The sequence below is a fragment of the Pseudomonas sp. 05L36 genome, from assembly GCF_056398125.1.
In genome coordinates, this window is record NZ_JBFTOU010000021.1 from 74,170 (window position 1) to 96,843 (window position 22,674).

General features: G+C 60.4%; 22 protein-coding genes. 7 read left to right on the plus strand and 15 right to left on the minus strand.

Annotated features, from left to right (window positions below; translation table 11 throughout):
- Nucleotides 1–287: 287 nt before the first annotated feature.
- From AC1DKH_RS20965 to AC1DKH_RS20980, 4 genes are read right to left on the minus strand one after another with little or no spacing between them, the layout of a single operon-like run.
- Nucleotides 288–578 (minus strand): (2Fe-2S)-binding protein, encoded by a 291-nt coding sequence (locus tag AC1DKH_RS20965; protein ID WP_477764599.1) that lies wholly within the window; start codon nucleotides 576–578, stop codon nucleotides 288–290.
- Between the two features lie 7 nt (nucleotides 579–585).
- Complete coding sequence (locus AC1DKH_RS20970) at nucleotides 586–1,380, minus strand: ABC transporter permease (RefSeq protein ID WP_477799163.1); 795 nt, start codon at nucleotides 1,378–1,380, stop codon at nucleotides 586–588.
- A gap of 6 nt (nucleotides 1,381–1,386) precedes the next feature.
- A complete protein-coding gene (locus AC1DKH_RS20975; protein WP_477755131.1) occupies nucleotides 1,387–2,256 on the minus strand; it encodes an ABC transporter permease in 870 nt (289 codons plus the stop codon).
- The gene (locus AC1DKH_RS20980) at nucleotides 2,253–3,278 is read right to left on the minus strand and encodes an ABC transporter ATP-binding protein (protein WP_477799164.1); all 1,026 of its coding nucleotides are present in this window, start codon (nucleotides 3,276–3,278) and stop codon (nucleotides 2,253–2,255) included. Before AC1DKH_RS20980 ends, AC1DKH_RS20975 begins: the two co-directional genes overlap by 4 nt.
- Nucleotides 3,279–3,522: 244 nt before the next feature.
- Here AC1DKH_RS20980 and AC1DKH_RS20985 point away from each other — a divergent pair, with 244 nt between their 5' ends.
- Nucleotides 3,523–4,359, plus strand: a complete 837-nt coding sequence (locus AC1DKH_RS20985) for an IclR family transcriptional regulator (protein ID WP_477764598.1) — start codon at nucleotides 3,523–3,525, stop codon at nucleotides 4,357–4,359.
- A gap of 81 nt (nucleotides 4,360–4,440) precedes the next feature.
- On the opposite strand, the gene AC1DKH_RS20990 is transcribed toward AC1DKH_RS20985, so the two are convergent.
- Together AC1DKH_RS20990 and AC1DKH_RS20995 are read right to left on the minus strand one after the other, a co-directional pair.
- Nucleotides 4,441–5,193, minus strand: a complete 753-nt coding sequence (locus AC1DKH_RS20990; RefSeq protein WP_477799165.1) for an anti-sigma factor family protein — start codon at nucleotides 5,191–5,193, stop codon at nucleotides 4,441–4,443.
- On the minus strand, nucleotides 5,190–5,696 hold the full coding sequence (locus AC1DKH_RS20995) for a sigma-70 family RNA polymerase sigma factor (RefSeq protein WP_477799166.1): 507 nt from the start codon (nucleotides 5,694–5,696) through the stop codon (nucleotides 5,190–5,192). The genes AC1DKH_RS20990 and AC1DKH_RS20995 overlap by 4 nt, the downstream gene beginning before the upstream one ends.
- Before the next feature lie 158 nt (nucleotides 5,697–5,854).
- Here AC1DKH_RS20995 and AC1DKH_RS21000 point away from each other — a divergent pair, with 158 nt between their 5' ends.
- Together AC1DKH_RS21000 and AC1DKH_RS21005 are read left to right on the plus strand one after the other, a co-directional pair.
- Entirely contained in the window at nucleotides 5,855–6,940 is a 1,086-nt protein-coding gene (locus tag AC1DKH_RS21000) for a catalase family peroxidase (protein ID WP_477799167.1), read from the plus strand.
- Nucleotides 6,937–7,482, plus strand: a complete 546-nt coding sequence (locus AC1DKH_RS21005; protein ID WP_477755125.1) for a cytochrome b — start codon at nucleotides 6,937–6,939, stop codon at nucleotides 7,480–7,482. The genes AC1DKH_RS21000 and AC1DKH_RS21005 overlap by 4 nt, the downstream gene beginning before the upstream one ends.
- Before the next feature lie 103 nt (nucleotides 7,483–7,585).
- On the opposite strand, the gene AC1DKH_RS21010 is transcribed toward AC1DKH_RS21005, so the two are convergent.
- Together AC1DKH_RS21010 and AC1DKH_RS21015 are read right to left on the minus strand one after the other, a co-directional pair.
- Nucleotides 7,586–8,737: a M14 family metallopeptidase gene (locus AC1DKH_RS21010; RefSeq protein WP_477755124.1), complete on the minus strand. Its 1,152-nt coding sequence runs from the start codon at nucleotides 8,735–8,737 to the stop codon at nucleotides 7,586–7,588.
- 484 nt (nucleotides 8,738–9,221) lie between these two features.
- Complete coding sequence (locus AC1DKH_RS21015; protein ID WP_477755123.1) at nucleotides 9,222–9,563, minus strand: DUF6124 family protein; 342 nt, start codon at nucleotides 9,561–9,563, stop codon at nucleotides 9,222–9,224.
- 129 nt (nucleotides 9,564–9,692) lie between these two features.
- On the opposite strand from AC1DKH_RS21015, the gene AC1DKH_RS21020 reads away from it, so the two are divergent.
- Nucleotides 9,693–10,340, plus strand: coding sequence for a LexA family protein (locus AC1DKH_RS21020; RefSeq protein WP_477799168.1), 648 nt, complete (start codon nucleotides 9,693–9,695; stop codon nucleotides 10,338–10,340).
- 39 nt (nucleotides 10,341–10,379) lie between these two features.
- Here AC1DKH_RS21020 and AC1DKH_RS21025 read toward each other — a convergent pair whose 3' ends face one another.
- From AC1DKH_RS21025 to AC1DKH_RS21040, 4 genes are all read right to left on the minus strand, one after another.
- Nucleotides 10,380–12,335 carry an acetyl/propionyl/methylcrotonyl-CoA carboxylase subunit alpha gene (locus tag AC1DKH_RS21025; RefSeq protein ID WP_477755121.1) on the minus strand — a complete coding sequence of 652 codons (1,956 nt, stop codon included), beginning with the start codon at nucleotides 12,333–12,335 and terminating at the stop codon, nucleotides 10,380–10,382.
- The gene (locus AC1DKH_RS21030; RefSeq protein WP_108219087.1) at nucleotides 12,335–13,147 is read right to left on the minus strand and encodes a gamma-carboxygeranoyl-CoA hydratase; all 813 of its coding nucleotides are present in this window, start codon (nucleotides 13,145–13,147) and stop codon (nucleotides 12,335–12,337) included. Before AC1DKH_RS21030 ends, AC1DKH_RS21025 begins: the two co-directional genes overlap by 1 nt.
- Nucleotides 13,148–13,275: 128 nt before the next feature.
- Complete coding sequence (locus AC1DKH_RS21035) at nucleotides 13,276–14,883, minus strand: carboxyl transferase domain-containing protein (protein WP_056724065.1); 1,608 nt, start codon at nucleotides 14,881–14,883, stop codon at nucleotides 13,276–13,278.
- A 12-nt stretch (nucleotides 14,884–14,895) separates the two neighbouring features.
- Nucleotides 14,896–16,059, minus strand: coding sequence for an isovaleryl-CoA dehydrogenase (locus AC1DKH_RS21040; RefSeq protein WP_008031893.1), 1,164 nt, complete (start codon nucleotides 16,057–16,059; stop codon nucleotides 14,896–14,898).
- Between the two features lie 248 nt (nucleotides 16,060–16,307).
- On the opposite strand from AC1DKH_RS21040, the gene AC1DKH_RS21045 reads away from it, so the two are divergent.
- Both AC1DKH_RS21045 and AC1DKH_RS21050 read left to right on the plus strand, forming a co-directional pair.
- Complete coding sequence (locus AC1DKH_RS21045) at nucleotides 16,308–18,005, plus strand: AMP-binding protein (RefSeq protein WP_477799169.1); 1,698 nt, start codon at nucleotides 16,308–16,310, stop codon at nucleotides 18,003–18,005.
- A gap of 24 nt (nucleotides 18,006–18,029) precedes the next feature.
- On the plus strand, nucleotides 18,030–18,323 hold the full coding sequence (locus AC1DKH_RS21050) for a hypothetical protein (RefSeq protein ID WP_477799170.1): 294 nt from the start codon (nucleotides 18,030–18,032) through the stop codon (nucleotides 18,321–18,323).
- 372 nt (nucleotides 18,324–18,695) lie between these two features.
- On the opposite strand, the gene AC1DKH_RS21055 is transcribed toward AC1DKH_RS21050, so the two are convergent.
- From AC1DKH_RS21055 to AC1DKH_RS21065, 3 genes are all read right to left on the minus strand, one after another.
- A complete protein-coding gene (locus AC1DKH_RS21055; protein ID WP_477799171.1) occupies nucleotides 18,696–19,595 on the minus strand; it encodes a hydroxymethylglutaryl-CoA lyase in 900 nt (299 codons plus the stop codon).
- 145 nt (nucleotides 19,596–19,740) lie between these two features.
- The gene (locus AC1DKH_RS21060) at nucleotides 19,741–20,142 is read right to left on the minus strand and encodes a MerR family transcriptional regulator (protein WP_477799172.1); all 402 of its coding nucleotides are present in this window, start codon (nucleotides 20,140–20,142) and stop codon (nucleotides 19,741–19,743) included.
- A gap of 149 nt (nucleotides 20,143–20,291) precedes the next feature.
- The gene (locus tag AC1DKH_RS21065) at nucleotides 20,292–21,227 is read right to left on the minus strand and encodes a LysR family transcriptional regulator (protein WP_477755012.1); all 936 of its coding nucleotides are present in this window, start codon (nucleotides 21,225–21,227) and stop codon (nucleotides 20,292–20,294) included.
- 164 nt (nucleotides 21,228–21,391) lie between these two features.
- Here AC1DKH_RS21065 and AC1DKH_RS21070 point away from each other — a divergent pair, with 164 nt between their 5' ends.
- A complete protein-coding gene (locus AC1DKH_RS21070; protein WP_477799173.1) occupies nucleotides 21,392–22,621 on the plus strand; it encodes an acyl-CoA dehydrogenase in 1,230 nt (409 codons plus the stop codon).
- The last annotated feature ends 53 nt before the right edge of the window (nucleotides 22,622–22,674 follow it).

Sequence of the window (22,674 nt, forward strand, 5' to 3'; positions counted from 1 at the left end):
TCCTGTTTTTTGTGCCCGACGTTGCCCCCCTGTGGGAGCGAGCTTGCTCGCGATGACGGCGGCCCATTCAATAATTGTGCTGACTGACAGCCTGCAATCGCGAGCAAGCTCGCTCCCACATTGGATTGGCAGTGAGCCTGTTTTTTGTGCCCGACGTTGCCCCCCTGTGGGAGCGAGCTTGCTCGCGATGGCGGCGGCCCATTCAATAGTTGTGCTGACTGACAGCCTGCAATCGCGAGCAAGCTCGCTCCCACAAGGGATTCGGTTTCTGCAGATGGAATGTTTATTCATAACGATCGCCCCGGTTCGCGGCAGACCTGCTGCCCGGCTTCGAGCAGCGTCGAGCAGGCGCGCACCCGGCGACCATCGCCCAGTCGCACCCAGCAATCCTGACAGGCCCCCATCAGGCAGAAGCCGGCGCGGGGTTCGGCACTGAAGTCGCTGCCGCGCAGGTGTTCGCTGCAAGTCAGCACGGCGGTCAGCACGGTATCGCCGAGCAAACCGCTGGCGCGATGGCCGTCGAGGGTAAAGTCCAGGGCCGGGCGGTCAGCTTCGGCCAGTCGTTTCAGCAGAGCCATGGCGCCCTCATTGTTTACCCACCAGAACCCGATCCAGGCCGTAGACCCGATCAAGCAGAATCATCGTCAGTGCGGTCAGCGCAATCACCAGTGCCGACACCGCCGCCATCATCGGATCGATGGACTCAGTGGCGTACACGTACATGCGCACCGGCAGGGTTTGTGTGGCCGGCGAGGTGACGAAAATCGACAGCGTGACTTCGTCGAAACTGTTGATGAACGCCAGTAGCCAGCCACCGGCCACCCCCGGCAGAATCATCGGCAGGGTGATCTGGCGGAACAGCGTGAAGCGCCCGGCGCCCAAGGATTGTGCGGCGTGTTCGGCGCTGCGATCCAGGCCAATGGCCGAGGCCAGCACCAGACGCAGCACATACGGTGTAATCACCAGCACGTGGGCGAAAATCAGCCAGACGAAGCTGCCATTGACACCCAGCAACGCAAACAGGTGCAGCAACGCCACACCAAGTACCAAGTGCGGAATGATGATCGGCGACAGAAACAGGCCGTTGAGAAAGTCTCGACCGGGAAACTCGAATCGGGTGATCGCCAGCGCGGCGGGCACCGCGATCAGCGTCGCCAGGGTGGCGGCACTGAACGCCAGGATCAGGCTGTTGTAGAACGCATCGACAAAATCGGCACGCTCGAACACCGCGCGAAACCAGCGTAGAGAGAACTCCGTGGTTGGCAGGCTCAGGGTATTTTCCGGGGTGAAGGCCACGAGGCAAACCACTACCAGCGGCGCCATCATGAACAACACCACGAGGGTATGAAACAGCAGGGCTAAAGGACCGTTCCTGGACATGACGAATTATCCCAATGACTTCTTGTAGCGGCCTTCGATCATGCGATTCCACGACAGCATGATCAGCAGGTTGATGAGCAGCAGAGCCACGGCAATAGTCGCGCCCATGGGCCAATTGAGTTCCGACAGGTACTGGTCGTAGATCAGCGTGGCAACCATCTTCAGCCGACGACCGCCGAGCAGGCCGGGGATCGCGAAAGAGCTGGCGGCCAGGCCAAACACGATCAATGTGCCGGACAACACCCCCGGCATGACCTGTGGCAGCACGACCTGGCGAATCACCGTGAAGTGACTGGCGCCCAGCGACTGCGCGGCTTGTTCGGCGGCGGGATCGAGTTTCTGCAGCGAGGTCCAGACCGGAATGATCATGAACGGCAGCATCACGTGGACCAGCGCAATCACCACCGCGAACGGCGTGTAGAGCAGCTTCATCGGCGAGCCGCCGAGGGCTTGCAGGGTCTGGTTGACCAGTCCGTCGGCACCGAGCAACAGGCTCCAGCCGAAGGCGCGCACCACCACCGAAATCAGCAGCGGGGTGAGGATCAGAATCAGGAAAATCGAGCGCCAGGGTGTGCCCATGCGGCTGAGGATGTAGGCCTCGGGCACCCCGATCAACACGCAGAGCAAAGTGGTCAGGGCGCTGATCCACAAGGTGCGCAGAAAGATCTCGTAGAAATACGGATCGCCCAGCAGGTTGCTGTAGTGCTCGACAGTGTAGGCGTCGCCGTTGATCCCCGAGCTGTAGTCGAAGACGTTGAACGACAGTACCAGGGTCAATCCCAGCGGGATGATCAACAAGCAGAGGTACAAGGCCAGGGCCGGTGCAGACAGCCAATACCCCTGGCGTCCCTGGTGGATGGCGGTGAGCGTACTCATGCTGGCACCTCGTCGACACTCAGCACTCGCAGCAGCGCCGCGTCCCAGTCCAGACCGACTGCAGTGCCTTCGTTCAACGGCGCAGAGCCATCGTTGCGGCGCACCACGCAGAGTTCGCCCAGGCTCGTCCCGACGCCGTACAGCCATTGGCTGCCGAGGAAAAACCGACTGACGATCTTGCCTTGTAAACGACCGTGGCCGGCATCGCGCAGATCGATTTTTTCCGGCCGCAGGCTCAGGTTCAGATCGCCTTTGCCAACACCGCACACCTGAACCACACCGGCACCATTGCGCTCGCCGGGCAGCAGATTGGCCTTGCCGACGAATCCGGAAATGAACTCGGTGCGCGGGTGTTCGTAGAGGGTGTAGGGCGCGTCGATCTGGGTGATGCGCCCGGCCTGCATCACCACGACACGGTCGCTGATGGACAGCGCCTCCGACTGGTCGTGGGTGACCATCAGCGTGGTGATTGCAACTTCGCGCTGGATGCGGCGGATCTCGAATTGCATCTCTTCGCGCAGATTGGCGTCGAGGTTGGACAGTGGTTCATCCAGCAAAAGTACCGGCGGCTGAATCACCAGGGCGCGGGCCAGGGCGACGCGCTGGCGCTGGCCACCGGAAAGCTCCCGCGGGTAACGCTCGGCGTGCTGATTCAGGCGCACCAGTTTCAGAACCCGGTCGACTCGCTGCTGGATATCAGCGTTCGCCACCTTGCGCATGCGCAGGCCGAAAGCGACGTTGTCCTTGACGGTCATGTGCGGGAACAGCGCGTAGCTCTGGAATACCACCCCCAAACCGCGGCTGGCGGGTTTGGCGTGGGTGATGTCGCGGCCATCGAGCACGATGCGCCCGCTGGTGACTTCGACGAAGCCGGCAATCATTTGCAGAGTGGTGGTCTTGCCGCATCCCGAGGGGCCGAGCAAAGACACGAATTCACCTTTCTCGACCGAGAGGTCGGTGGCGACGACGGCGTCGATTTCGCCGTAGCGTTTGCAGAGTTTTTCAAGTTGCACAAAAGCCATGACTGCGCTCCACCTGAGATTGTTATGCGTCACCCAAAGGCGCGCTTTTTTGTATGGGCAGATACGAAAAGATGTTGCCGGGGTGCGTGGCGCTCGACTTGAGTCGGCTGCCGCTGTTGTTCGAATCGCCCCTGTCTGGACGCAGAGTAGGACGAAGACTAGGATGGGCTCAATGGCCTATTTCACTGAGGCGATGACTATTTTAAGTTTTATTCGATCAGTAAATTAATAATCGGAAAACAAGATGCAGGATTCCATTGAGCGGAATGAAAGCAAAAGTGAAGTCGGTGTCGGCGCGGTCTCAAGACTGTTTGCGGTACTGCGAACACTGGGTGATACCGTCGAGGGCGGCGAGCGGGTGACGCAACTGGCGCAGCGCATCGGCTTATCGCAACCGACGACGCATCGGTTGCTGCGCAGCCTGATGGACGAGGGCATGGTCGAGCAGGATGGGCGCAGTAAACGCTATCGCCTGAGCCTGGATTTTTTCGCGCTGGCGGCGCGTGCGGGCAACACCGGAAACTTGCGCGAACTGGCACGGCCGGCGCTGCTGCGACTCTCGGCTTCGCTGGGTGATTCGTTGTTTTTGCTGGCGCGCTGCGGCTTTGATGCGATCTGTCTGGACCGCAGCGAAGGGCCGTTCCCGATCCGTACCTTTACCGGGGATATCGGCGGGCGTGTGGCGTTGGGCGTGGGTCAGGGCAGCCTGGCGATTCTGGCGTTCCTGCCGGAGGAAGAGCGCGACACCGTCATCCATTACAACTTGCCGCGCCTGAAAGACTTCCACCTGTATGACGAGGTGTTCCTGCGCTCGGAAGTCGACAACGTGCGCGCCCTGGGTTACGCCGGGCGCAATACCGGCGTGCTGCAGGGCATGGCCGGGGTGGCCGTGCCGATTCTCGATCGTGAAGGTCGCGCGGTGGCGGCGTTGAGTGTGGCGACCGTGAGTGACCGATTGGGCCCGGATCGCCTGCCGACGGTGGTGGACATGCTCAAGCGCGAAGCGGCGCTGATCGGGCCGCGGATCAATCCGTTCGACCCGCTACTGCGCCGGCCTTCGCAGGTGTTTGGGCAAGGATGAAAAGATCGCAGCCTGCGGCAGCTCCTACAGGTTCATGTGTACATCTGTAGGAGCTGCCGCAGGCTGCGATCTTTTGATCTGTCAGAACTGAGTGGTCTGTTTGAGCATCCGGGAGGCCGGCGTATCCGCCGGGCTGACCATCGCATAGTTGTAGCCGCTTCCCGACCAGTACTCGGCCTGCAACTCGCCATCACTGCGACTGCCCCTCGGCAACATGTAGTTTTTCGGCCCTGGCGGGCGCACGTAGAAACTGACTTTCTGCCCGCCCTGGTTCTCGTAGACCACCATCGCCGCCGGGCCTTGCTCGGTGCTCAGCAGGCGCCCACTGACCGGTTTGAAACCGGCATCGGAAAGGTCGGGCAGGCGATTGGCCTGAGTGAAATAACGGTCGAGCCAGCCTTGCATATCACCGTCCTCGCCGACGTTGTAATCGGCCGGGAGGATGCCTTGCTGGGCAATCAGGCGATAGGCCTGTATAGCGTCGGCCATCGGTGCCGGGGCGCTGGCCAGGGTCATTTCCCGTGCTTGCCAACCGCTGAAACCGCCGACACTGACTGCGATCAACAGCACCGCCGCGCTGGCCAGGTGCCGACGGGACTGGCGTTTCAGGTGTTGGCGAATCACGGCTGGATCGAGGTTCGGATTGACCGGTTGCTGCAAGGCGCCACCGAGGGTCGCGCGCAGTTGCTGGGCGTCCAGTTGCCAGGCGCGCACTTGTGCGGACATTTGCGGATTGCTCGCCAGAAAAGTCTCTACCAGGCGTCGGTCGGCGTCGCTCAGTTGGTGATCGACATAGGCGTGCAGGTCACGCTCGCTGGGGGGCATGCTGATCATTTGAGTCTCCGCAGGGAAGGGCGGTTGATTTCGCCATCACTGAGTTGGCGCAGGGCCTGGCGAGCCCGGGACAGGCGGGACATCACGGTGCCGGTGGGTACGTCGAGAATCCCGGCGACCTCTTTGTAGCTCAGGCCTTCCACCGACACCCAGAGCAGCAGCGCGCGTTGCTCGGTGGGCAATTGATCGAAAGCGCTGAGGGTCGATTGAGCGATAACGGTGCGCTCCACCGAGGGCTGGGCATCGTCACGCCCGGTGAAGAATTCGAGCATGCGCGCATAGCGCCGGGTGCGACGGTGCGCATCGAGAAACTGCCGGTAGACAATCGAGAACAGCCAGGCGCGCAAGTCGCCCTCGGCGCGTTTGCCGCTCCAACTCGACAATGCCCGCTCCAGGCTCGCCTGCACCAGGTCGTCAGCGCTGCTGGTGTTGCGCGTCAACGACACGGCGAACCGTCGCAATCCTGGAATGATTTCCCTCAGTTGTTCGTCGATATCGTTCATGAAGTTCTGACTGGTCGCTACGCTTGGGACTAGGAAGACGTCCGGTACCGGAGGTTATTCCACGTCAGAAAAAATAAACACCGCATGGGGGAATAAACCTGCGTGCGGTTCGTCTGCTTGATTCTTCTCACTTGTGGCCGATGGCCCTGGAGTCTTTCATGGTAGATCGATCATCACCGCCACCCCGGCCACCCTTGAGTGCGGCGAGCCTGACGTTGCGTCTGGCCGGCATTGCCGTGGTCGTTGCGGCCGTGGCTGGGGCGTTTGCCTACGTCAACGGCACCTTCGACCCACAGCGCCTGACCCCGAAGAAACTGATCAACGTGCTGGAAACCAATAACGGCGTGCATCAGGGTTTCCGTCGCAACCATTCCAAAGGCGTGTGCGTGATCGGGCATTTCGAGAGCAGCTTTGATGCGCGCAGCTATTCCACCGCTCAAGTGTTCAACGAAGCGCGGACGCCGGTGGTGGGGCGTTTCGCCTTGCCGGCCGGTAACCCTTACGCGCCGGACAGTGCTGTGCCGATCCGCAGCATGGCCTTGCGCTTCACCCAGGCCAACGGCCAGCAGTGGCGCACCGGGATGAACAGCATGCCGGTGTTTCCGGTGGGCACGCCCGAGGCGTTCTATCAACTGCAAAAAGCCCAGTCGCCAGACCCGACCACCGGCAAACCGGACCCCAAGGCGGTACCGGCGTTTTTTGCTTCGCACCCGGAAGCCGCACCGTTCCTGGCCTGGATCAAGACCGCCAAGCCGTCGGCCAGTTACGTGACCGAAAACTACAACAGCGTGAATGCGTTCTACCTGGTCAACGCGGCCGGCCAACGCCAGGCCGTGCGCTGGAACATGGTGCCACTGGCCCAGGACGCACCGGGGGGCACTGCACCGGAGGGCAATGATTTCCTGGAGAAAGACCTGGTTCAGCGAATCGCCGCCGGCCCGTTGCGCTGGCAGTTGAACATCACCCTGGCCAACCCCGGCGATCCGGTCAACGACGCCAGCAAGGCCTGGCCCGAAGGGCGCAAGGTGTTGAATGCTGGCACCCTGGTGCTTGAAAAGACTCAACCGCAACTCAACGGTGAATGCCGTGACATCAACTTCGATCCGCTGGTGTTGCCTGCCGGGATCGAAGGTTCCGACGACCCGTTGCTCGCCGCCCGTTCAGCCGGTTACGCCAATTCCTACCTGCGTCGCACCAGCGAAGTCAGCCAGTTGCCCGCCGCCAAACAGGAGGCCCAGCAATGAGCAACCAACCGAACCACTTCGCCCCGCTGGCGCGCCTGCTGCACTGGCTGATGGCGCTGATGATCATCGCGATGCTGTTTATCGGCGCCGGCATGGTCGCCTCGGTGTCCGAGCGTCATGAATGGCTGATTCATCTGCACAAACCCTTGGGCATCGCGATTTTGCTGTTGGTGATCGTGCGCCTGGTGGTGCGTTTCTCCACCACACAGCCACCATTGCCGGCGGACTTGCCGGGTTGGCAGGTGCGGGCGGCCAAGGCGTCGCATGTGTTGCTGTACGCCTTGATGCTGGTTCTGCCGCTGCTGGGCTGGGCGATGATTTCGGCGTCGGGCGAGCCGGTCATGCTCAGCAGTTCGCTGCAACTACCGTCAATTGTGCCGGCGAACGCGCAGGTGTTTGCGTTTTTGCGCAAGGCGCACGGGTATCTGGCGTATCTGTTGTTTCTGACTGTGTTGCTGCATTTGGCGGCGGCGTTGTTTCACGGTTGGGTGCGTCGCGATGAGGTGCTGGACAGTATGTTGCGGGGTAAGGATCGCGGATAATAGCCGGGCGAAAAAAGATCGCAGCCTGCGGCAGCTCCTACAGGGAAACGCATTCCAATGCAGGAGCTGCCGCAGGCTGCGATCTTTTGATCTTGAAGGGCAATTAACGCAGGCTATCGACCATCTCGGCCACGGTGGTCAGCACATCCTTGCCCAATTGCTTCGAACGTTTGCCCGACCAACCGGTTTCCGCGTTCGGGTGGTCGTCGTGATCCTTGAACGGCATTTCCAGGGTCAACGACAGGCAGTCGTACTTCTGCCCGACGCTGTTACAGGCCAGCGTCATGTTGGCCCGGCCCGGTTCGTCGCGGGTGTAGCCGTACTTGGTCTGGAAGTCTTTGGTGGTGTGCTTCAGATGACTGCGGAAGTGCTCCTCGAGCTTTTCGATTCGCGGCGTGTAACCGGGGTTGCCTTCGCAACCGGCGGTGAATACGTGAGGGATTTCCTCGTCACCATGGGCGTCGAGGAACATGTCGACGCCGTACTTTTCCATCTGCTGCTGAACGAACAGGACTTCCGGGCTGATTTCCTGGCTGGCGCTCTGCCAGGCGCGGTTGAGGTCCTGGCCCATGGCGTTGGTGCGCAGGTGGCCGTGGAAAGCACCGTCCGGGTTCATGTTTGGCACCAGGTACAGGTCGGCGCTGGCCAGCAGTTTATTCAGCACAGGGTCGTCGTGTTTTTCCAGGCGTTCGATCACGCCTTCCATGAACCACTCGGCCATGTGCTCGCCCGGATGTTGCTGGGCAATCATCCATATCTTGCGTCGGCCTTCGGCCCCGGTGCCTTTGCGCAACAACTGAATGTCGCGACCTTCGACACTTTTGCCGGTGGCCAACAGTTCGGTGCCGGCCTTGGTCAGTGCCTGCTCGATCAGCCAGTCGTGGCGACCACGGCTGTAGGGTTCGAAGTAGGCGAACCAGGCGTGGGTTTGCTCGGCTTCAAGGCTGAAACGCAGGCAGTCGCCTTCGAAAATGGTCGGTACGCGGAACCAGTTGACGTGATCGTAGGACGCCACCGCCTGATAACCGGTCCAGGCTTTGTTATAGGAGGATTGGCTGGCATTGTTCAGGCGAAACCAGTGCTCCTGGCCAACATGCAGGCCGCTGGCCTTGAAGTGGAACCACTGGAAATGCGGACTGCGGGTGTCCGGGCGAATGGCCAGAAGCGGTTTGAGCGGGTCGCTGATGTCGATGACTTGGATGTTGCCGCTGTCGAAATTGGCACTGATGTCGAAAGAGGATTTAGCCACGCTCATAATCGGGTCCTGAATATGATTTTTATGGCGGCTACTTTACACGCAAGAGTGGGGTGAAACCGAGGGAAATTGCGGGGTGCAGGGGTGGGGGCGTCCTCCTTGACGCTGTCGCAGCTTAGAGGCTGTGCGATTGATTCTCAAGTGCTATCTGTCACTGGTTTGAACCCATGATTCCGGGCCTCTCTTGCCAACTGGCATTCTTTTGATATCATCCGCGCCATCGAATTTGCGGCACCCAAAGACTTCATTAGCCTGAAGCCAAAAGCCAGAAAACTGGCAAAAAAAGACCCGGCAAAAAGCCGGGTCAAAAACCGTGATTAGCCTGATGAGGAGATAGTCCAGGAGACCGACCTAAGGTCACCTGGTCCATCGACTGATCTCGCGATCAGCTGATGAAATAATAATCATTCTCGTTTGCAAGTCAAACGCTTTTACCTGCGCGATAGGAAAATTCTTTCCTGTCCTCTCTAATCGCCTTTTCACCTCAACCGTTTTCATACTTCTCCAGCGATCGATCGACCATCGCCTTGGCCATGTCGATCATGTGCACCGTCGAAAATGCCAGGTCGCGGTTTGCGCCTTGCAGGTGATTGGCTGATTCGTACGCGGTGGCGGCAGCACAGCGCAACAGGTCCAAAGCATGGACCAGCGCCTCTTCGCCGCTGATGTTGCGGTTCACATCAAAAAAGCGCGGTTCGGTCACTTCCTCTGAAATAGCTGGTTTCAAGTAATAGTCCAGCGCGCGTTGTGCCGCCGCTGAGCCCTGGGGCGAGGTGAGGGTGGTGTCGATTTGCATGTCCGACAGGTCATTGGTGGGTGGGTTCATGGCGATGGCAAGCTCCGTGTTAGATTCAGATCCGTGAATCGATCCTAATACGTAATGTATTTGTGACGATAATTTAAATACTACAATATGTGTTTTGATGGCCGGAGTTGCCCACGTATCGTGCCGCACATGGATAAATGGATTGAATTGGTCAAGGCCAAGATGAGTGAACTCAAAATCACTCAAGAGATACTCGCCGAGCGCCTCGGGATGTCCCAGGGCGGCATTGGTCACTGGCTCAACAAACGTCGTGAACCCGGCATCGAAGACATGAACCGTGTCCTGCGGGCGCTGGGTCTTGAATTTCTCGAAGTGGCGCTGGTAATCCGGGAACCGCAGGCGTCAACGGACGACGAAATCCCTTTGACACAGAAGTACAATCCGTACTTCCGCTACCCGGTCAGTGACTGGCGCGAACCTGTCGAAGTGCGCGATGGCGAGGTCGCGGTGTATGGGAAAGGGCACTTTGAATTGTCCGATTATCACGCGCAGGGACCGGCATTCTGGTTGAGAGTGTCAGGTGATGCGATGACCGCACCCACTGGCATCAGTATTGCGGAAGGCATGCTGATCCTGGTGGACCCGGCGGTGGACGCCGAGCCTGGCAAACTGGTCATTGCCCAGTGGCCGGGCAGCGCCGAAGCCACGTTCCGCAAGCTCATCGAGGAGGGCGGGCAGCGTTATCTGGTACCGCTCAATCCGACGTATCCGAAAGCCTTGTACGCCGAAGATTGTCGAATCATCGGCGTAGTGGTTCAGGCAACAGCCAGGTTCTGATCAGATCGGTCCTCGCGATGCGCAGGACCGATCTTCATTTCACGCTTCTTCCAGTTCAACCAGTGCACTGCCTTCGCTGACCATCTCGCCTTCCTGACAATACAGCGCCTTGATCACCCCGGCATGGGGCGCGCGAATGCTGTGCTCCATCTTCATCGCTTCCAGTACCACCAATTGCGCCCCGGCTTCGACCGATTGCCCGGCGTCCACCAGCACGCGCACGATGCTGCCGTTCATCGGTGCGGTCAGCCCGCCATGATGGCTGTGGCTGGCCTCGACGGCGCTGATCGGGTCGTAAGCCTCGATGCGGCGCAACTCGCCATCCCATTGCAAATACACCTGTTCGCCACGGCGTATTGCGCGGTGTTGACGGCGCACTCCAGCCTGCTCGGTCAGCAGCTGCTCGCCCTTGAGCCGAGCGCTGTGGGCATTGATGTCGCCCAGCGTCAGCGCCCGGTCCTGGCCTTCACAACTCAGGTGCAGGGTGATTGCTCTCGGCAGTCCGGCACGCAGGCCATTACGCGCCGCCCACGGCGAACTCGGGTCATCGGCGCGGGTGGCAGGTGGCTGGCTCTGGGCAAACGCCTGGGCGGCGGCTTGCCAGAACTCATCGCTGAGTTGCGCAGGCGTCGGCAGCAATTGTTCCTGATAGCGCGGAATGAAGCCGGTATCGAGTTCGGCAGCGGCAAATGCCGGGTGGCCGATGATGCGCCGCAGGAAATTGATGTTGGTCTTCAGTCCGCCGATGGCGAATTCGTCGAGCATGCTCAGCAGACGCAACCGCGCCTGTTCACGGTCCTCGCCCCAGGCAATCAGCTTGCCGAGCATCGGGTCGTAGAACGGTGAGATCTCGTCGCCTTCTTCAACACCGCTGTCCACTCGACGCCCCGGTCCTTGGGCGGATTCGCGATACAGCTCCAGGCGACCGGTCGCCGGCAGGAAGTCATTGCCCGGATCTTCGGCATACAGCCGCACCTCGATCGCGTGCCCTGCCAGCGGCACCTGGTCTTGCGTCATCGGCAACGCTTCGCCGCGTGCCACGCGAATCTGCCAGGCCACCAGGTCGAGGCCGGTGATGGCTTCGGTGACCGGGTGTTCCACTTGCAGGCGGGTGTTCATTTCCATGAAGAAGAACTCGCCCCGCGCATCCAGCAAAAACTCGACGGTGCCGGCACCGACATAACCGATGGCCTGCGCTGAACGCACAGCGGCTTCGCCCATGGCGCGTCGCAGCTCCGGGCTCAGGCCAGGTGCCGGCGCTTCTTCGACGACTTTCTGGTGACGGCGCTGAATCGAGCAGTCGCGTTCGTTGAGGTACAGGCAGTTGCCGTGCTGGTCGGCGAACACCTGGATTTCCACGTGACGTGGTTTAAGCAGGTACTTCTCCACCAGCATCCGCGAGTCGCCGAACGACGATTGTGCTTCGCGCTGGGCTGAGGCCAGGGCTTCGGCCAGTTGGCTGACGTCCTCGACCACTTTCATGCCTTTGCCGCCGCCACCCGCGGTAGCTTTGAGCAGCACCGGGTAGCCGATGCGTTCGCAGGCGGCGCGGAAGGTTTCCAGGTCCTGGGCTTCGCCGTGATAACCGGGCACCAGCGGCACGCCAGCGGTTTCCATCAAGGCTTTGGCCGCGGACTTGCTGCCCATGGCGTCGATGGCCGAGGCGGGCGGGCCGAGGAAGATCAGGCCGGCGTTTTCGATGGCGCGGGCGAAACCGGCGTTCTCCGACAAGAAGCCGTAGCCGGGGTGAATCGCCTGGGCGCCGCTGGCCTTGGCGGCGGCAATCAGTTTGTCGATCTGCAGATAGCTGTCGGCGGCTTTGCTGCCACCCAGGTCGACGCGAATATCGGCTTCGCGGCTGTGCCGGGCGTCACGGTCGGTGGCGCTGTGTACGGCCACGGTGGTCAGGCCCAGGGCCTTGGCGGTGCGCATCACCCGGCAAGCGATTTCGCCACGGTTGGCCACCAGCAGGGTGGTGAGGACAGGTGCGCTCATCAGCGGGGCTCCTTGGTGGATTCGGCTTGCCAGCTCGGCGGACGTTTTTGCAGGAAGGCACGCAAGCCTTCCTGGCCTTCAGGGCTGACGCGAATGCGGGCGATGGCGTTTTCGGTGTAGCGACGCAATGCCGGGGTCAGTGAGCCGTCGCCGACTTCGCGCAGCAGATCCTTGCTGGCGCGCATGGCCGCCGGGCTGTTGAGCAGCAGATTGTCGATCCACTGTTCGACTTTCTGTTCCAGCTCGGCACTTGCATAACTCTCCGACAACAAACCGATTTCCCGAGCCCGTTGCCCGCCGAAACGCTCAGCGGTCAAGGCATAGCGACGGGTAGCGCGTTCGCCAATGGCTTGCACCACGAACGGGCTGATCACCGCCGGTGCCAGGCCGATGCGTACTTCCGAGAGGCAGAACTGCGCGTCATCGGCACCGATGGCCATGTCGCAGCAACTGATCAGGCCCAGTGCGCCACCAAAGGCTGCGCCTTGCACCACCGCCAGGGTCGGGACTTTCAGCTTGGCCAGGTTGTACATCAACTCTGCCAGTTCCCGGGCGTCATCGAGGTTGGTGGCGTAATCGAGTTCGGCCGATTGCTGCATCCAGGCCAGGTCGGCGCCGGCGCTGAAATGCTTGCCGCGACCGCGCACGATCAGAAATCGCAGGCTGGCATCGCTCGCGACTTTGTCGAGGGCGAGGATCAGTTCACGGATCATTTCGGCGTTGAAGGCGTTGTTCTTTTCTTCACGGCTGAGCCACAGGGTGGCAAAACCCCGAGGATCGCTCAGCAGTTCGAGGGTGTTGAAGTCGCTCATATTCGTCCGTCTCCACGGTCCTTGTAGGAGCGAGCCTGCTCGCGATGGTTTACAGGGCGGCGCGTTTATTCAGAAAACACGCGTTATCGTTAACGTCCATCGCGAGCGAGCTCGCTCCTACAAAAAAATCACATCCGGAACACGCCGAAGCGGCTCGGTTCGATTGGCGCGTTCAACGACGCGGACAAGGCCAGGGCCAGTACGTCGCGGGTCTGGGCCGGGTCGATGACACCGTCGTCCCACAGGCGCGCGCTGGAATAGTAGGGGTGACCCTGTTCTTCGTACTGGTCGAGGATCGGTTGCTTGATCTCGGCTTCCTGCTCGGCGCTGAAACCCTGGCCGCTGCGTTCAGCCTGTTCGCGCTTGACCTGCACCAGCACGCCGGCCGCCTGCTCGGCACCCATCACGCCGATGCGCGCATTCGGCCACATCCACAGAAAGCGCGGATCGTAGGCGCGACCGCACATGCCGTAGTTACCGGCACCGAAGCTGCCGCCGATGATCACCGTGAATTTCGGCACCTTGGCGCAGGCCACCGCCGTCACCAGCTTCGCGCCGTGCTTGGCGATGCCGCCGGCCTCGTATTTCTGGCCGACCATGAAGCCGGTGATGTTCTGCAGGAACAGCAGCGGGATGCCGCGTTGGCACGCCAGTTCGATGAAGTGCGCGCCTTTCTGCGCCGCTTCAGCGAAGAGAATGCCGTTGTTGGCGAGGATTGCGATCGGGTAACCGTGCAGGTAGGCAAAGCCGCAAACCAGCGTGGTCCCGAACAGCGCCTTGAACTCGTCGAACACCGAACCATCCACCAGCCGCGCAATCACTTCGCGCACGTCAAACGGTTGCTTGGCGTCGGCCGGGACCACGCCGTACAACTCGTCACTGCTGTAGAGAGGGGCGATCGGAGTGCGTTGCTGAACCTCGCCCTGCTTGCGCCAGTTGAGGTTGGCGACGCTGCGTCGGGCGAGCGCGAGTGCGTGTTCATCGCTCTCGGCGTAATGGTCGGCCACCCCGGAAATCTTGCAGTGCACATCGGCCCCGCCGAGATCTTCGGCACTGACCACTTCACCGGTCGCGGCTTTCACCAGCGGCGGGCCGGCGAGGAAGATCGTCGCTTGTTCGCGGACCATGATCGCTTCGTCGGCCATCGCCGGTACATAGGCGCCACCAGCGGTGCAGGAACCCATGACCACGGCAATTTGCGGAATGCCCATGGCGCTCATGTTGGCCTGATTGAAGAAGATCCGCCCGAAGTGCTCGCGGTCCGGGAACACTTCATCCTGGCGCGGCAGGTTGGCACCGCCCGAATCCACCAGGTAGATACACGGCAGGCGATTTTGCTGAGCGATGGTTTGCGCGCGCAGGTGTTTTTTCACCGTCAGCGGGTAGTACGAGCCGCCTTTCACGGTGGCATCGTTGGCGACGATCATGCATTCGACGCCCTCCACACGGCCGATCCCGGCAATCACGCCAGCGGCGGGGACGTCTTCGCCATACACCTCGTACGCCGCCAGTTGGCTGATTTCGAGGAACGGCGAACCCGGATCGAGCAAGCGGTTGATGCGCTCACGGGGCAGCAGTTTGCCCCGCGAGGTGTGGCGTTCTTGCGCCTTCGGGCCACCACCTTGCGCCACTTGGGCGAGCAGGGTGTGCAACGCGTCGACCTGTTTGAGCATCGCCGCGCTGTTGGTGGCGAACTCCGCTGAACGGGGGTTGAGCTGGGTATGCAGGGTAGCCATGGGCAGCTCCGTTTAGCGGGTTTCGTTGAACAGTTCGCGACCGATCAGCATGCGTCGGATCTCACTGGTGCCGGCACCGATTTCGTACAGTTTGGCATCACGCAGCAGACGACCGGCCGGGAATTCGTTGATGTAGCCGTTGCCACCGAGAATCTGGATCGCGTCGAGGGCCATTTGTGTGGCGCGTTCGGCGCTGTACAGGATTACCCCGGCGGCGTCCTTGCGCGTGGTTTCGCCGCGCTCGCAGGCCTGGGCCACGGCGTACAGGTAGGCGCGGCTGGCGTTGAGTTGGGTGTACATGTCAGCGACCTTGCCCTGGATCAGCTGGAATTCGCCGATGCTTTGGCCGAACTGCTTGCGGTCGTGGATGTACGGCACGATCAGGTCCATGCACGCCTGCATGATCCCGGTCGGGCCGCCGGAGAGCACGACGCGCTCATAGTCGAGGCCGCTCATCAGTACCTTCACGCCGCCGTTGAGTACGCCGAGGATGTTTTCTTCAGGCACTTCGACGTCATCGAAAAACAGTTCGCAGGTGTTCGAACCGCGCATGCCGAGCTTGTCGAACTTGTTGCTGCGGCTGAAGCCCTTCCAGTCGCGCTCGACGATGAAGGCGGTGATGCCGTGGGGGCCCTTTTCCAGGTCGGTCTTGGCGTAGATCACGTAGGTGTTGGCGTCCGGACCGTTGGTGATCCAGGTCTTGCTGCCGTTGAGCACGTAGTGATCGCCGCGCTTGTCGGCGCGCAGTTTCATCGACACCACGTCGGAACCGGCGTTCGGCTCGCTCATGGCCAGCGCGCCGATGTGCTCGCCGCTGATCAGCTTGGGCAGGTATTTCGATTTCTGTTCGTGGTTGCCGTTGCGGTTGATCTGGTTGACGCAGAGGTTGGAGTGGGCGCCGTAGGACAACGCCACCGAGGCCGAGCCACGGCTGATTTCTTCCATGGCCACCACGTGGGCCAGGTAACCCAGGCCGGCACCGCCGTACTCTTCCGGCACGGTAATGCCCAGCAGGCCCATGTCGCCGAACTTGCGCCACAGGTCGGCGGGGAACAGGTTGTCGATGTCGATCTGAGCGGCGCGCGGGGCGATCTCTTTGGCGACGAAGGACTGGACCTGATCGCGCAGCATGTCGATGGTTTCACCGAGGGCAAAGTTCAGGGATGGATAGCTCATGGGTCACCTTTTGGCTTTTTTGTCGGTTGGTGAGACTGTCAATGGGTTCTCACCTTTACGTTAACGTAAGCCTGTGACGAGTGGCTGTCAATCACCCTTTACGTTAACGTCAACTTAGGTGATTCTGTAGGAGCGAGCTTGCTCGCGAAGGACGTCAACGATAACGCGTGTTGTCTGGATAAACGCGGCGCCCTGACGTTCTTCGCAAGCGAGCTCGCTCCTACAGAATAAAGACAATAGGGGTCGTCATGGATCAACCCAGTGCAAGCCCGCAACGCAGTTACACCCGTGGTTCACAGGACAAAGCCTTGCTGGCGATGACCATCGGCCAGGCGTTCGATAACACCGTCGCGCAATACCCGGACGGGGAGGCGCTGGTGGTGCGCCATCAACAGCTGCGTTTGAGCTGGCGGCAATTGGCCGAGGTCGCGGACCTGCACGCCAGAGCGTTGCTGGCGTTGGGGCTGCAGACGGGTGACCGCCTCGGCATCTGGGCGCCGAACTGTGCGCAATGGTGCATCAGCCAGATTGCCACGGCGAAAATCGGCGTGATCCTGGTCAATATCAATCCTGCGTATCGCAGTTCCGAACTCGAATACGTACTCAAGCAATCCGGTTGCCAATGGCTAGTGTGTGCCGGGGCCTTCAAGACCTCGAACTATCACGCGATGCTGCAAGGCCTGGTGCCGGAGCTGGCCGGGCAGTCCATCGGCAAGTTGCAGAGTGAGCGGTTGCCGGAGTTGCGTGGCGTCATCAGCCTGGATGCGCAGCCGCCGAGCGGTTTCCTGCCGTGGTCGCAATTGGCCGGTCTGGCGGGCAGCGTGACGGTCGAGCAACTGCATGAGCGCCAGGACAGCCTGCATTTCGATCAACCGGTGAATATCCAGTACACCTCCGGCACCACCGGTTTCCCCAAGGGCGCGACCCTCAGTCACTACAACATTCTCAACAACGGCTACATGGTCGGTGAAAGCCTGGGCCTGACGGCGGCCGATCGGCTGGTGATCCCGGTGCCGCTGTATCACTGCTTCGGCATGGTCATGGGCAACCTCGGTTGCATCACCCATGGCAGCACGATGATTTACCCGAGCGACGCGTTCGATCCATTGCTGACCCTCGGTACCGTGGCCGACGAAAAAGCCACGGCGCTGTACGGCGTGCCGACCATGTTCATCGCCATGCTCGATCAGCCTCAGCGTGCCAGGTTCGACCTGTCGAGCCTGCGCACCGGGATCATGGCGGGCGCAACCTGTCCTATCGAGGTGATGCGCCGGGTCATCAGCGAAATGCACATGAGCGAAGTGCAGATTGCCTACGGCATGACGGAAACCAGTCCGGTGTCATTGCAGACCGGTCCTTCAGATGACCTGGAGCTGCGCGTGACCACCGTCGGCCGCACCCAGCCACAACTCGAAAGCAAGATCATCGACGAAGCGGGCAACCTGGTGCCCCGTGGCACCATCGGTGAGCTGTGCACCCGCGGTTACAGCGTGATGCTCGGCTATTGGAACAACCCCGAAGGCACGGCGGAAGCCATCGACCAGGCCGGCTGGATGCACACCGGCGACCTGGCGAGCATGAACGACGAGGGTTACGTGTGCATTGCCGGGCGCAACAAGGACATGATCATCCGCGGTGGTGAGAATGTTTACCCGCGGGAGCTGGAAGAATTTTTCTTCACTCATCCGGCCGTTGCGGATGTTCAGGTGATCGGTATTCCTTGCTCGCGCTACGGCGAAGAGATCGTCGCCTGGATCAAGTTCCACCCCGGCCACAGCGCCACCGAGCAAGAACTGCAAGCCTGGTGCAAGGAGCGCATCGCGCACTTCAAGACGCCGCGTTACTTCAAGTTCGTCGAGGCGTTTCCGATGACCGTGACCGGCAAGATCCAGAAATTCCGGATGCGCGAGATCAGTATCGAGGAGTTGCGTAGCAAGCAGGTCTGACGAAGGCCGACTGTAGGAGCGAGCTTGCTCGCGAAGAACGTCAACGATAACGCGTGCAGTCTGGATAAACGCGGTGCCCTTGAGTTCTTCGCGAGCGAGCTCGCTCCTACAGGGGGCGTTGTAAACCTGAACGCCAGACAGCACAAAGGGGAGCCGAAGCTCCCCTTTAATTTCGTTGCGCGTGCTCTTTTTTTATTATTGAGGGTCGGCCTGTTGTTGTTTTTGGCAGCCGTTGCCCTTTACCGCTGTTTTTGGCGATCCCCATCCGGGATCAAGAGCAAACGTATTTTTTTGAGCGCTGATCTACTTTTTCGCTGAGCGATCCAACCAGTACGGGAGCTACCTGAAGGTAGTTTTATTATTCTCTGTCCGGTTGCGGGTAACTCCGAAAAGCACCCTGAAAAGCACATCTTCTCCAAAAAAATCTGTTAGCTGCGTCTCTGCCGTGTTGTTTTTGTTATGTCAGAGTCGTTACGTCTTGTTTTTATTAGGTTTGCCGCAATTTTTTTATTCTTGTTGTGCGATAGAGATAGCAGGAGCCATGCCAACTTTTTAAAAGCCTTTAAAATCAACGATTTGGAGAGTTGTGAGGTTTTGCGCTTCAGGCAAAACCCCACATTTTGTTTCCGTGTTACTCGCTTGCGCCCACGTTTCAGACACAGCGGTAACACCCGGACACACTCAGCACACTCACTGTGCGCTGCGAGCCTTGGCCACGCGGGAACCGGTAGGGCGACCCAGTACGGTACAAATCTGTTGACCGGCAACCATCAAGGCGTCGAGGTCGATTCCGGTATCGATGCCCAGGCCGTTGAGCAGGTAAACCACGTCTTCGGTCGCGACGTTACCGCTGGCGCCCTTGGCATAGGGGCAGCCGCCCAGACCGGCGATGGAGCTGTCGAACACCGAGATGCCTTCCAGCAGGCTGGCATAGATGTTGGCCACGGCCTGACCGTAGGTGTCGTGGAAGTGCCCGGCGAGTTTTTCCCGGGGCACATCCTTTGCTACCGCTTCAAACATCTTGCGGGTTGCGCCAGCGGTGCCGGTGCCGATGGTGTCCCCCAGCGAGACCTCATAGCAGCCCATGGCATACAGTTCACGTGCGACCACGGCGACTTGCTCCGGGGCGACGTTACCTTCATAGGGGCAGCCCAGCACACAGGACACATAGCCGCGCACGGTAATTCCGTGTTGTCTGGCGGCGTCCATGATCGGCGCGAAACGCTCCAGGCTTTCGCTGATCGAGCAATTGATGTTGCGTTGGGAAAACGCCTCTGAAGCCGCCGCGAACACGGCCACTTCCTTGACCCCGGCGGCGAGGGCATCTTCGAAACCGCGCAAGTTGGGAGTGAGCGCGCCATAAACCACACCCGGTTTGCGCTGGATCTGCGCGAAGACTTCGGCGGAGCCGGCCATCTGAGGTACCCACTTGGGCGACACAAAACTGCCGACTTCTATATAGCCAAGCCCGGCTGCGGTCAGTGCATCGACCAGTTGTACCTTGTCGGTAACACTGATGGGCCGGGCTTCGTTTTGCAGGCCGTCGCGTGGGCCGACTTCGACAAGGCGTACGTGGGTGGGGAGGGGCATGGGGTTCGACCTGTGTGAATTGTTCGAAGAACACTGTAGGAGCGAGCCTGCTCGCGATGGACTCCCAGGCACCGCGTTTATCCAGCAGACTCGCGTTATCGTTAACGACCATCGCGAGCAAGCTCGCTCCTACAGGGGGCGGGTTTTATTGAATGGCTTCCTGGTTTTTGAGCGTCTGCTCCAAAGCCTGCACACAGCGCTCTTCGGCGGTATCGAGCTCAAGCTTCATCTGTTCGATGTCCAGCAACTGCTGTTCAAGCTGCTCACGGCGCTCGCTGATTTTCGCCAGCATGCTATGCAACTGCTTGGTGTTACCGCTGGACGGGTCGTAGAGCTCGATCAGTTCGCGGCATTCAGCCAGCGAGAAACCGATGCGCTTGCCCCGCAGGATCAGCTTCAGGCTGACCTTGTCGCGGGGTGAGTAAATACGTTCCTGGCCACGACGCTCAGGGCTGAGCAGGCCTTGCTCTTCATAAAAGCGAATGGCCCGGGTGGTGATGTCGAGCTCGCGGGCGAGATCGGAAATGCTGTAGGTCTGGCTGCTCATGGAAGCGCTCGCAAAAGGTCATGGCGCTAAGCTAATGGCAGGTTGACGTTTACGTCAAGGGAGAAAAGATCGCAGCCTGCGGCAGCTCCTACCCGGGATTTGTATTCACCCTGTAGGAGCTGCCGCAGGCTGCGATCTTTTGATTTTTCTCAAACCGGTTGTTTATCCAGTTTTCTCTCCTGCGCCGTCACCTGCTGGCACAACTCGATCATCTGCTCGCGCATCCAGCGGTTCGCCGGGTCCTGGTCGGTGCTTTCGTGCCAGTAAAGGTGGGTTTCCACTGGCGGCACATCGTTGACCGGCAGATAAAAGGCGTGCAGGTCATTACGCCGGGCGAAGCGTTCCGGCACGGTCATGACCATGTCCGTCTGTTGCAGCACTTGCGAAGCCATCAGGTAATGCTGGGAGCGCAGGGCGATCTTGCGCTGGATGCCCATCTTGCCCAACGCCAGGTCGACATAGCCGAGGCCGCTGCGGCGGCTGGAAATATGGATGTGGGTCAGGCCCAGGTAATCATCCAGGGTGAGTTTCTCCTTGCCCGCCAGCGGATGCCCCTTGCGCATGGCACACACGTAGCGGTCTTCCATCAATTTGACGTGGCGCACCTGCGGGTCGGTGTTGAGCGGTGCATCGACCGCGAAGTCGAGCCGACCGGCCGCCAGCTCCTTGGTGGTTTCACGGCGTTTGGACAGGAAGCTTTCGATGATCACCGTCGGCGCCAGGCGGCGCAGGCGCTGGAACAGCGGCGGCAGGATCACCGCTTCGGTGAGGTCGGTCATGCTGATGCGGTAGGTCTTGACCGCTTGCTGCGGGTTGAAAATGCGGCTTTCCTGCACCGATACGCGCAGCAGCGAGAGGGCGTTGCGCACCGGGCCGATGATGTTCTGCGCCATAGGCGTGGGCACCATGCCCTGGGCGGTGCGCACGAATAGCGGGTCGTTGAAGGTTTCGCGCAGACGCGCCAGCGCGTTCGACACCGCCGGTTGGGTGATGCCGACGATTTGCCCGGCGCGGGTCAGGTTGGCTTCGGTGTAGATCGCGTCGAAGACGATGAAAAGGTTGAGATCGACCTTGCTCAGATTCATTACGCGGCTCTCTTATTGTGTGGGCGGACTGACCTTGACGATCAGCCGATCATATATCGGTGATGAATGTTTATACACGCCGAGAATAGGCTAGGTAAATTATCAACGCTGTTCTAGCATCGATACATGACCTAAACAACCTCCCCCAAGAAGGTATCTTGCTCATGGATTTCGCTTATTCGCCCAAGGTTCAGGAACTGCGCGAGCGCGTGACTGCGTTCATGGACACCTACGTTTATCCCGCCGAAGCCGTGTTCGAGCGCCAGGTCGCCGAAGGCGATCGCTGGCAGCCGACCGCGATCATGGAAGAACTCAAACTCAAGGCCAAGGCCGAAGGCCTGTGGAATTTGTTTCTGCCTGAGTCCGAACTGGGTGCCGGCCTGACCAACCTCGAATACGCGCCGCTGGCGGAAATCATGGGCCGCTCGCTGCTAGGGCCAGAGCCGTTCAACTGCTCGGCACCGGACACCGGCAACATGGAAGTGCTGGTGCGTTACGCCAACGAAGAGCAGAAACAACGCTGGCTCGAACCATTGCTGCGCGGCGAGATCCGCTCGGCCTTCGCCATGACCGAACCGGACGTTGCGTCCTCCGACGCCACCAACATGGCTGCCCGTGCGGTGCGCGATGGCGACGAGTGGGTGATCAGCGGCAAGAAATGGTGGACCTCGGGTGCTTGCGACCCGCGCTGCAAAATCCTGATTTTCATGGGGCTGAGCAATCCGGATGCGCCACGCCACGCGCAGCACTCGATGATTCTGGTGCCGGTGGATGCGCCTGGTGTGAAGATCGTGCGTCCGCTGCCGGTGTTCGGTTACGACGATGCACCTCATGGCCACGCCGAAGTGCATTTCGAAAACGTCCGGGTGCCGTACGAAAACGTCCTGTTGGGCGAAGGACGCGGCTTTGAAATCGCACAAGGTCGCCTTGGCCCTGGCCGGATTCACCACTGCATGCGTTCGATCGGCATGGCCGAGCGCGCACTGGAACTGATGTGCAAGCGCTCGGTGAGCCGCACCGCATTCGGCAAACCCCTGGCGCGGCTGGGCGGTAACGTCGACAAGATCGCCGACTCGCGGATGGAAATCGACATGGCACGCCTGCTGACGTTGAAAGCGGCGTACATGATGGACACCGTCGGCAACAAAGTGGCCCGTAGCGAGATCGCGCAGATCAAGGTCGTCGCGCCAAACGTTGCGTTGCGAGTGATCGACCGGGCGATCCAGATTCATGGCGGGGCAGGGGTTTCCAACGATTTCCCGCTGGCCTACATGTACGCGATGCAGCGTACCCTGCGCCTGGCCGACGGCCCGGACGAAGTGCACCGTGCAGCGATCGGTAAATTCGAAATCGGCAAATATGTGCCGAAGGATATGATGCGTAGCGGGCATTAAGAAAAGTTAAAAGATCGCAGCCTTCGGCAGCTCCTACAGGATACGCGCACATC

What these genes read in the sequence shown, in the direction of transcription:
- AC1DKH_RS21060 (WP_477799172.1), bottom strand. Translation starts at nt 20,142, where the DNA reads ATGAGCAGCCAGACCTACAGCATTTCCGATCTCGCCCGCGAGCTCGAC.
- AC1DKH_RS20990 (WP_477799165.1), bottom strand. Translation starts at nt 5,193, where the DNA reads ATGATCAGCATGCCCCCCAGCGAGCGTGACCTGCACGCCTATGTCGAT.
- AC1DKH_RS21040 (WP_008031893.1), bottom strand. Translation starts at nt 16,059, where the DNA reads ATGAGCTATCCATCCCTGAACTTTGCCCTCGGTGAAACCATCGACATG.
- AC1DKH_RS20980 (WP_477799164.1), bottom strand. Translation starts at nt 3,278, where the DNA reads ATGGCTTTTGTGCAACTTGAAAAACTCTGCAAACGCTACGGCGAAATC.
- AC1DKH_RS21000 (WP_477799167.1), top strand. Translation starts at nt 5,855, where the DNA reads ATGGTAGATCGATCATCACCGCCACCCCGGCCACCCTTGAGTGCGGCG.
- AC1DKH_RS20995 (WP_477799166.1), bottom strand. Translation starts at nt 5,696, where the DNA reads ATGAACGATATCGACGAACAACTGAGGGAAATCATTCCAGGATTGCGA.
- AC1DKH_RS20975 (WP_477755131.1), bottom strand. Translation starts at nt 2,256, where the DNA reads ATGAGTACGCTCACCGCCATCCACCAGGGACGCCAGGGGTATTGGCTG.
- AC1DKH_RS21025 (WP_477755121.1), bottom strand. Translation starts at nt 12,335, where the DNA reads ATGAGCGCACCTGTCCTCACCACCCTGCTGGTGGCCAACCGTGGCGAA.
- AC1DKH_RS21055 (WP_477799171.1), bottom strand. Translation starts at nt 19,595, where the DNA reads ATGCCCCTCCCCACCCACGTACGCCTTGTCGAAGTCGGCCCACGCGAC.
- AC1DKH_RS21030 (WP_108219087.1), bottom strand. Translation starts at nt 13,147, where the DNA reads ATGAGCGACTTCAACACCCTCGAACTGCTGAGCGATCCTCGGGGTTTT.
- AC1DKH_RS20970 (WP_477799163.1), bottom strand. Translation starts at nt 1,380, where the DNA reads ATGTCCAGGAACGGTCCTTTAGCCCTGCTGTTTCATACCCTCGTGGTG.
- AC1DKH_RS21070 (WP_477799173.1), top strand. Translation starts at nt 21,392, where the DNA reads ATGGATTTCGCTTATTCGCCCAAGGTTCAGGAACTGCGCGAGCGCGTG.
- AC1DKH_RS20965 (WP_477764599.1), bottom strand. Translation starts at nt 578, where the DNA reads ATGGCTCTGCTGAAACGACTGGCCGAAGCTGACCGCCCGGCCCTGGAC.
- AC1DKH_RS21045 (WP_477799169.1), top strand. Translation starts at nt 16,308, where the DNA reads ATGGATCAACCCAGTGCAAGCCCGCAACGCAGTTACACCCGTGGTTCA.
- AC1DKH_RS21035 (WP_056724065.1), bottom strand. Translation starts at nt 14,883, where the DNA reads ATGGCTACCCTGCATACCCAGCTCAACCCCCGTTCAGCGGAGTTCGCC.
- AC1DKH_RS21020 (WP_477799168.1), top strand. Translation starts at nt 9,693, where the DNA reads ATGGATAAATGGATTGAATTGGTCAAGGCCAAGATGAGTGAACTCAAA.
- AC1DKH_RS21005 (WP_477755125.1), top strand. Translation starts at nt 6,937, where the DNA reads ATGAGCAACCAACCGAACCACTTCGCCCCGCTGGCGCGCCTGCTGCAC.
- AC1DKH_RS20985 (WP_477764598.1), top strand. Translation starts at nt 3,523, where the DNA reads ATGCAGGATTCCATTGAGCGGAATGAAAGCAAAAGTGAAGTCGGTGTC.
- AC1DKH_RS21015 (WP_477755123.1), bottom strand. Translation starts at nt 9,563, where the DNA reads ATGAACCCACCCACCAATGACCTGTCGGACATGCAAATCGACACCACC.
- AC1DKH_RS21010 (WP_477755124.1), bottom strand. Translation starts at nt 8,737, where the DNA reads ATGAGCGTGGCTAAATCCTCTTTCGACATCAGTGCCAATTTCGACAGC.
- AC1DKH_RS21065 (WP_477755012.1), bottom strand. Translation starts at nt 21,227, where the DNA reads ATGAATCTGAGCAAGGTCGATCTCAACCTTTTCATCGTCTTCGACGCG.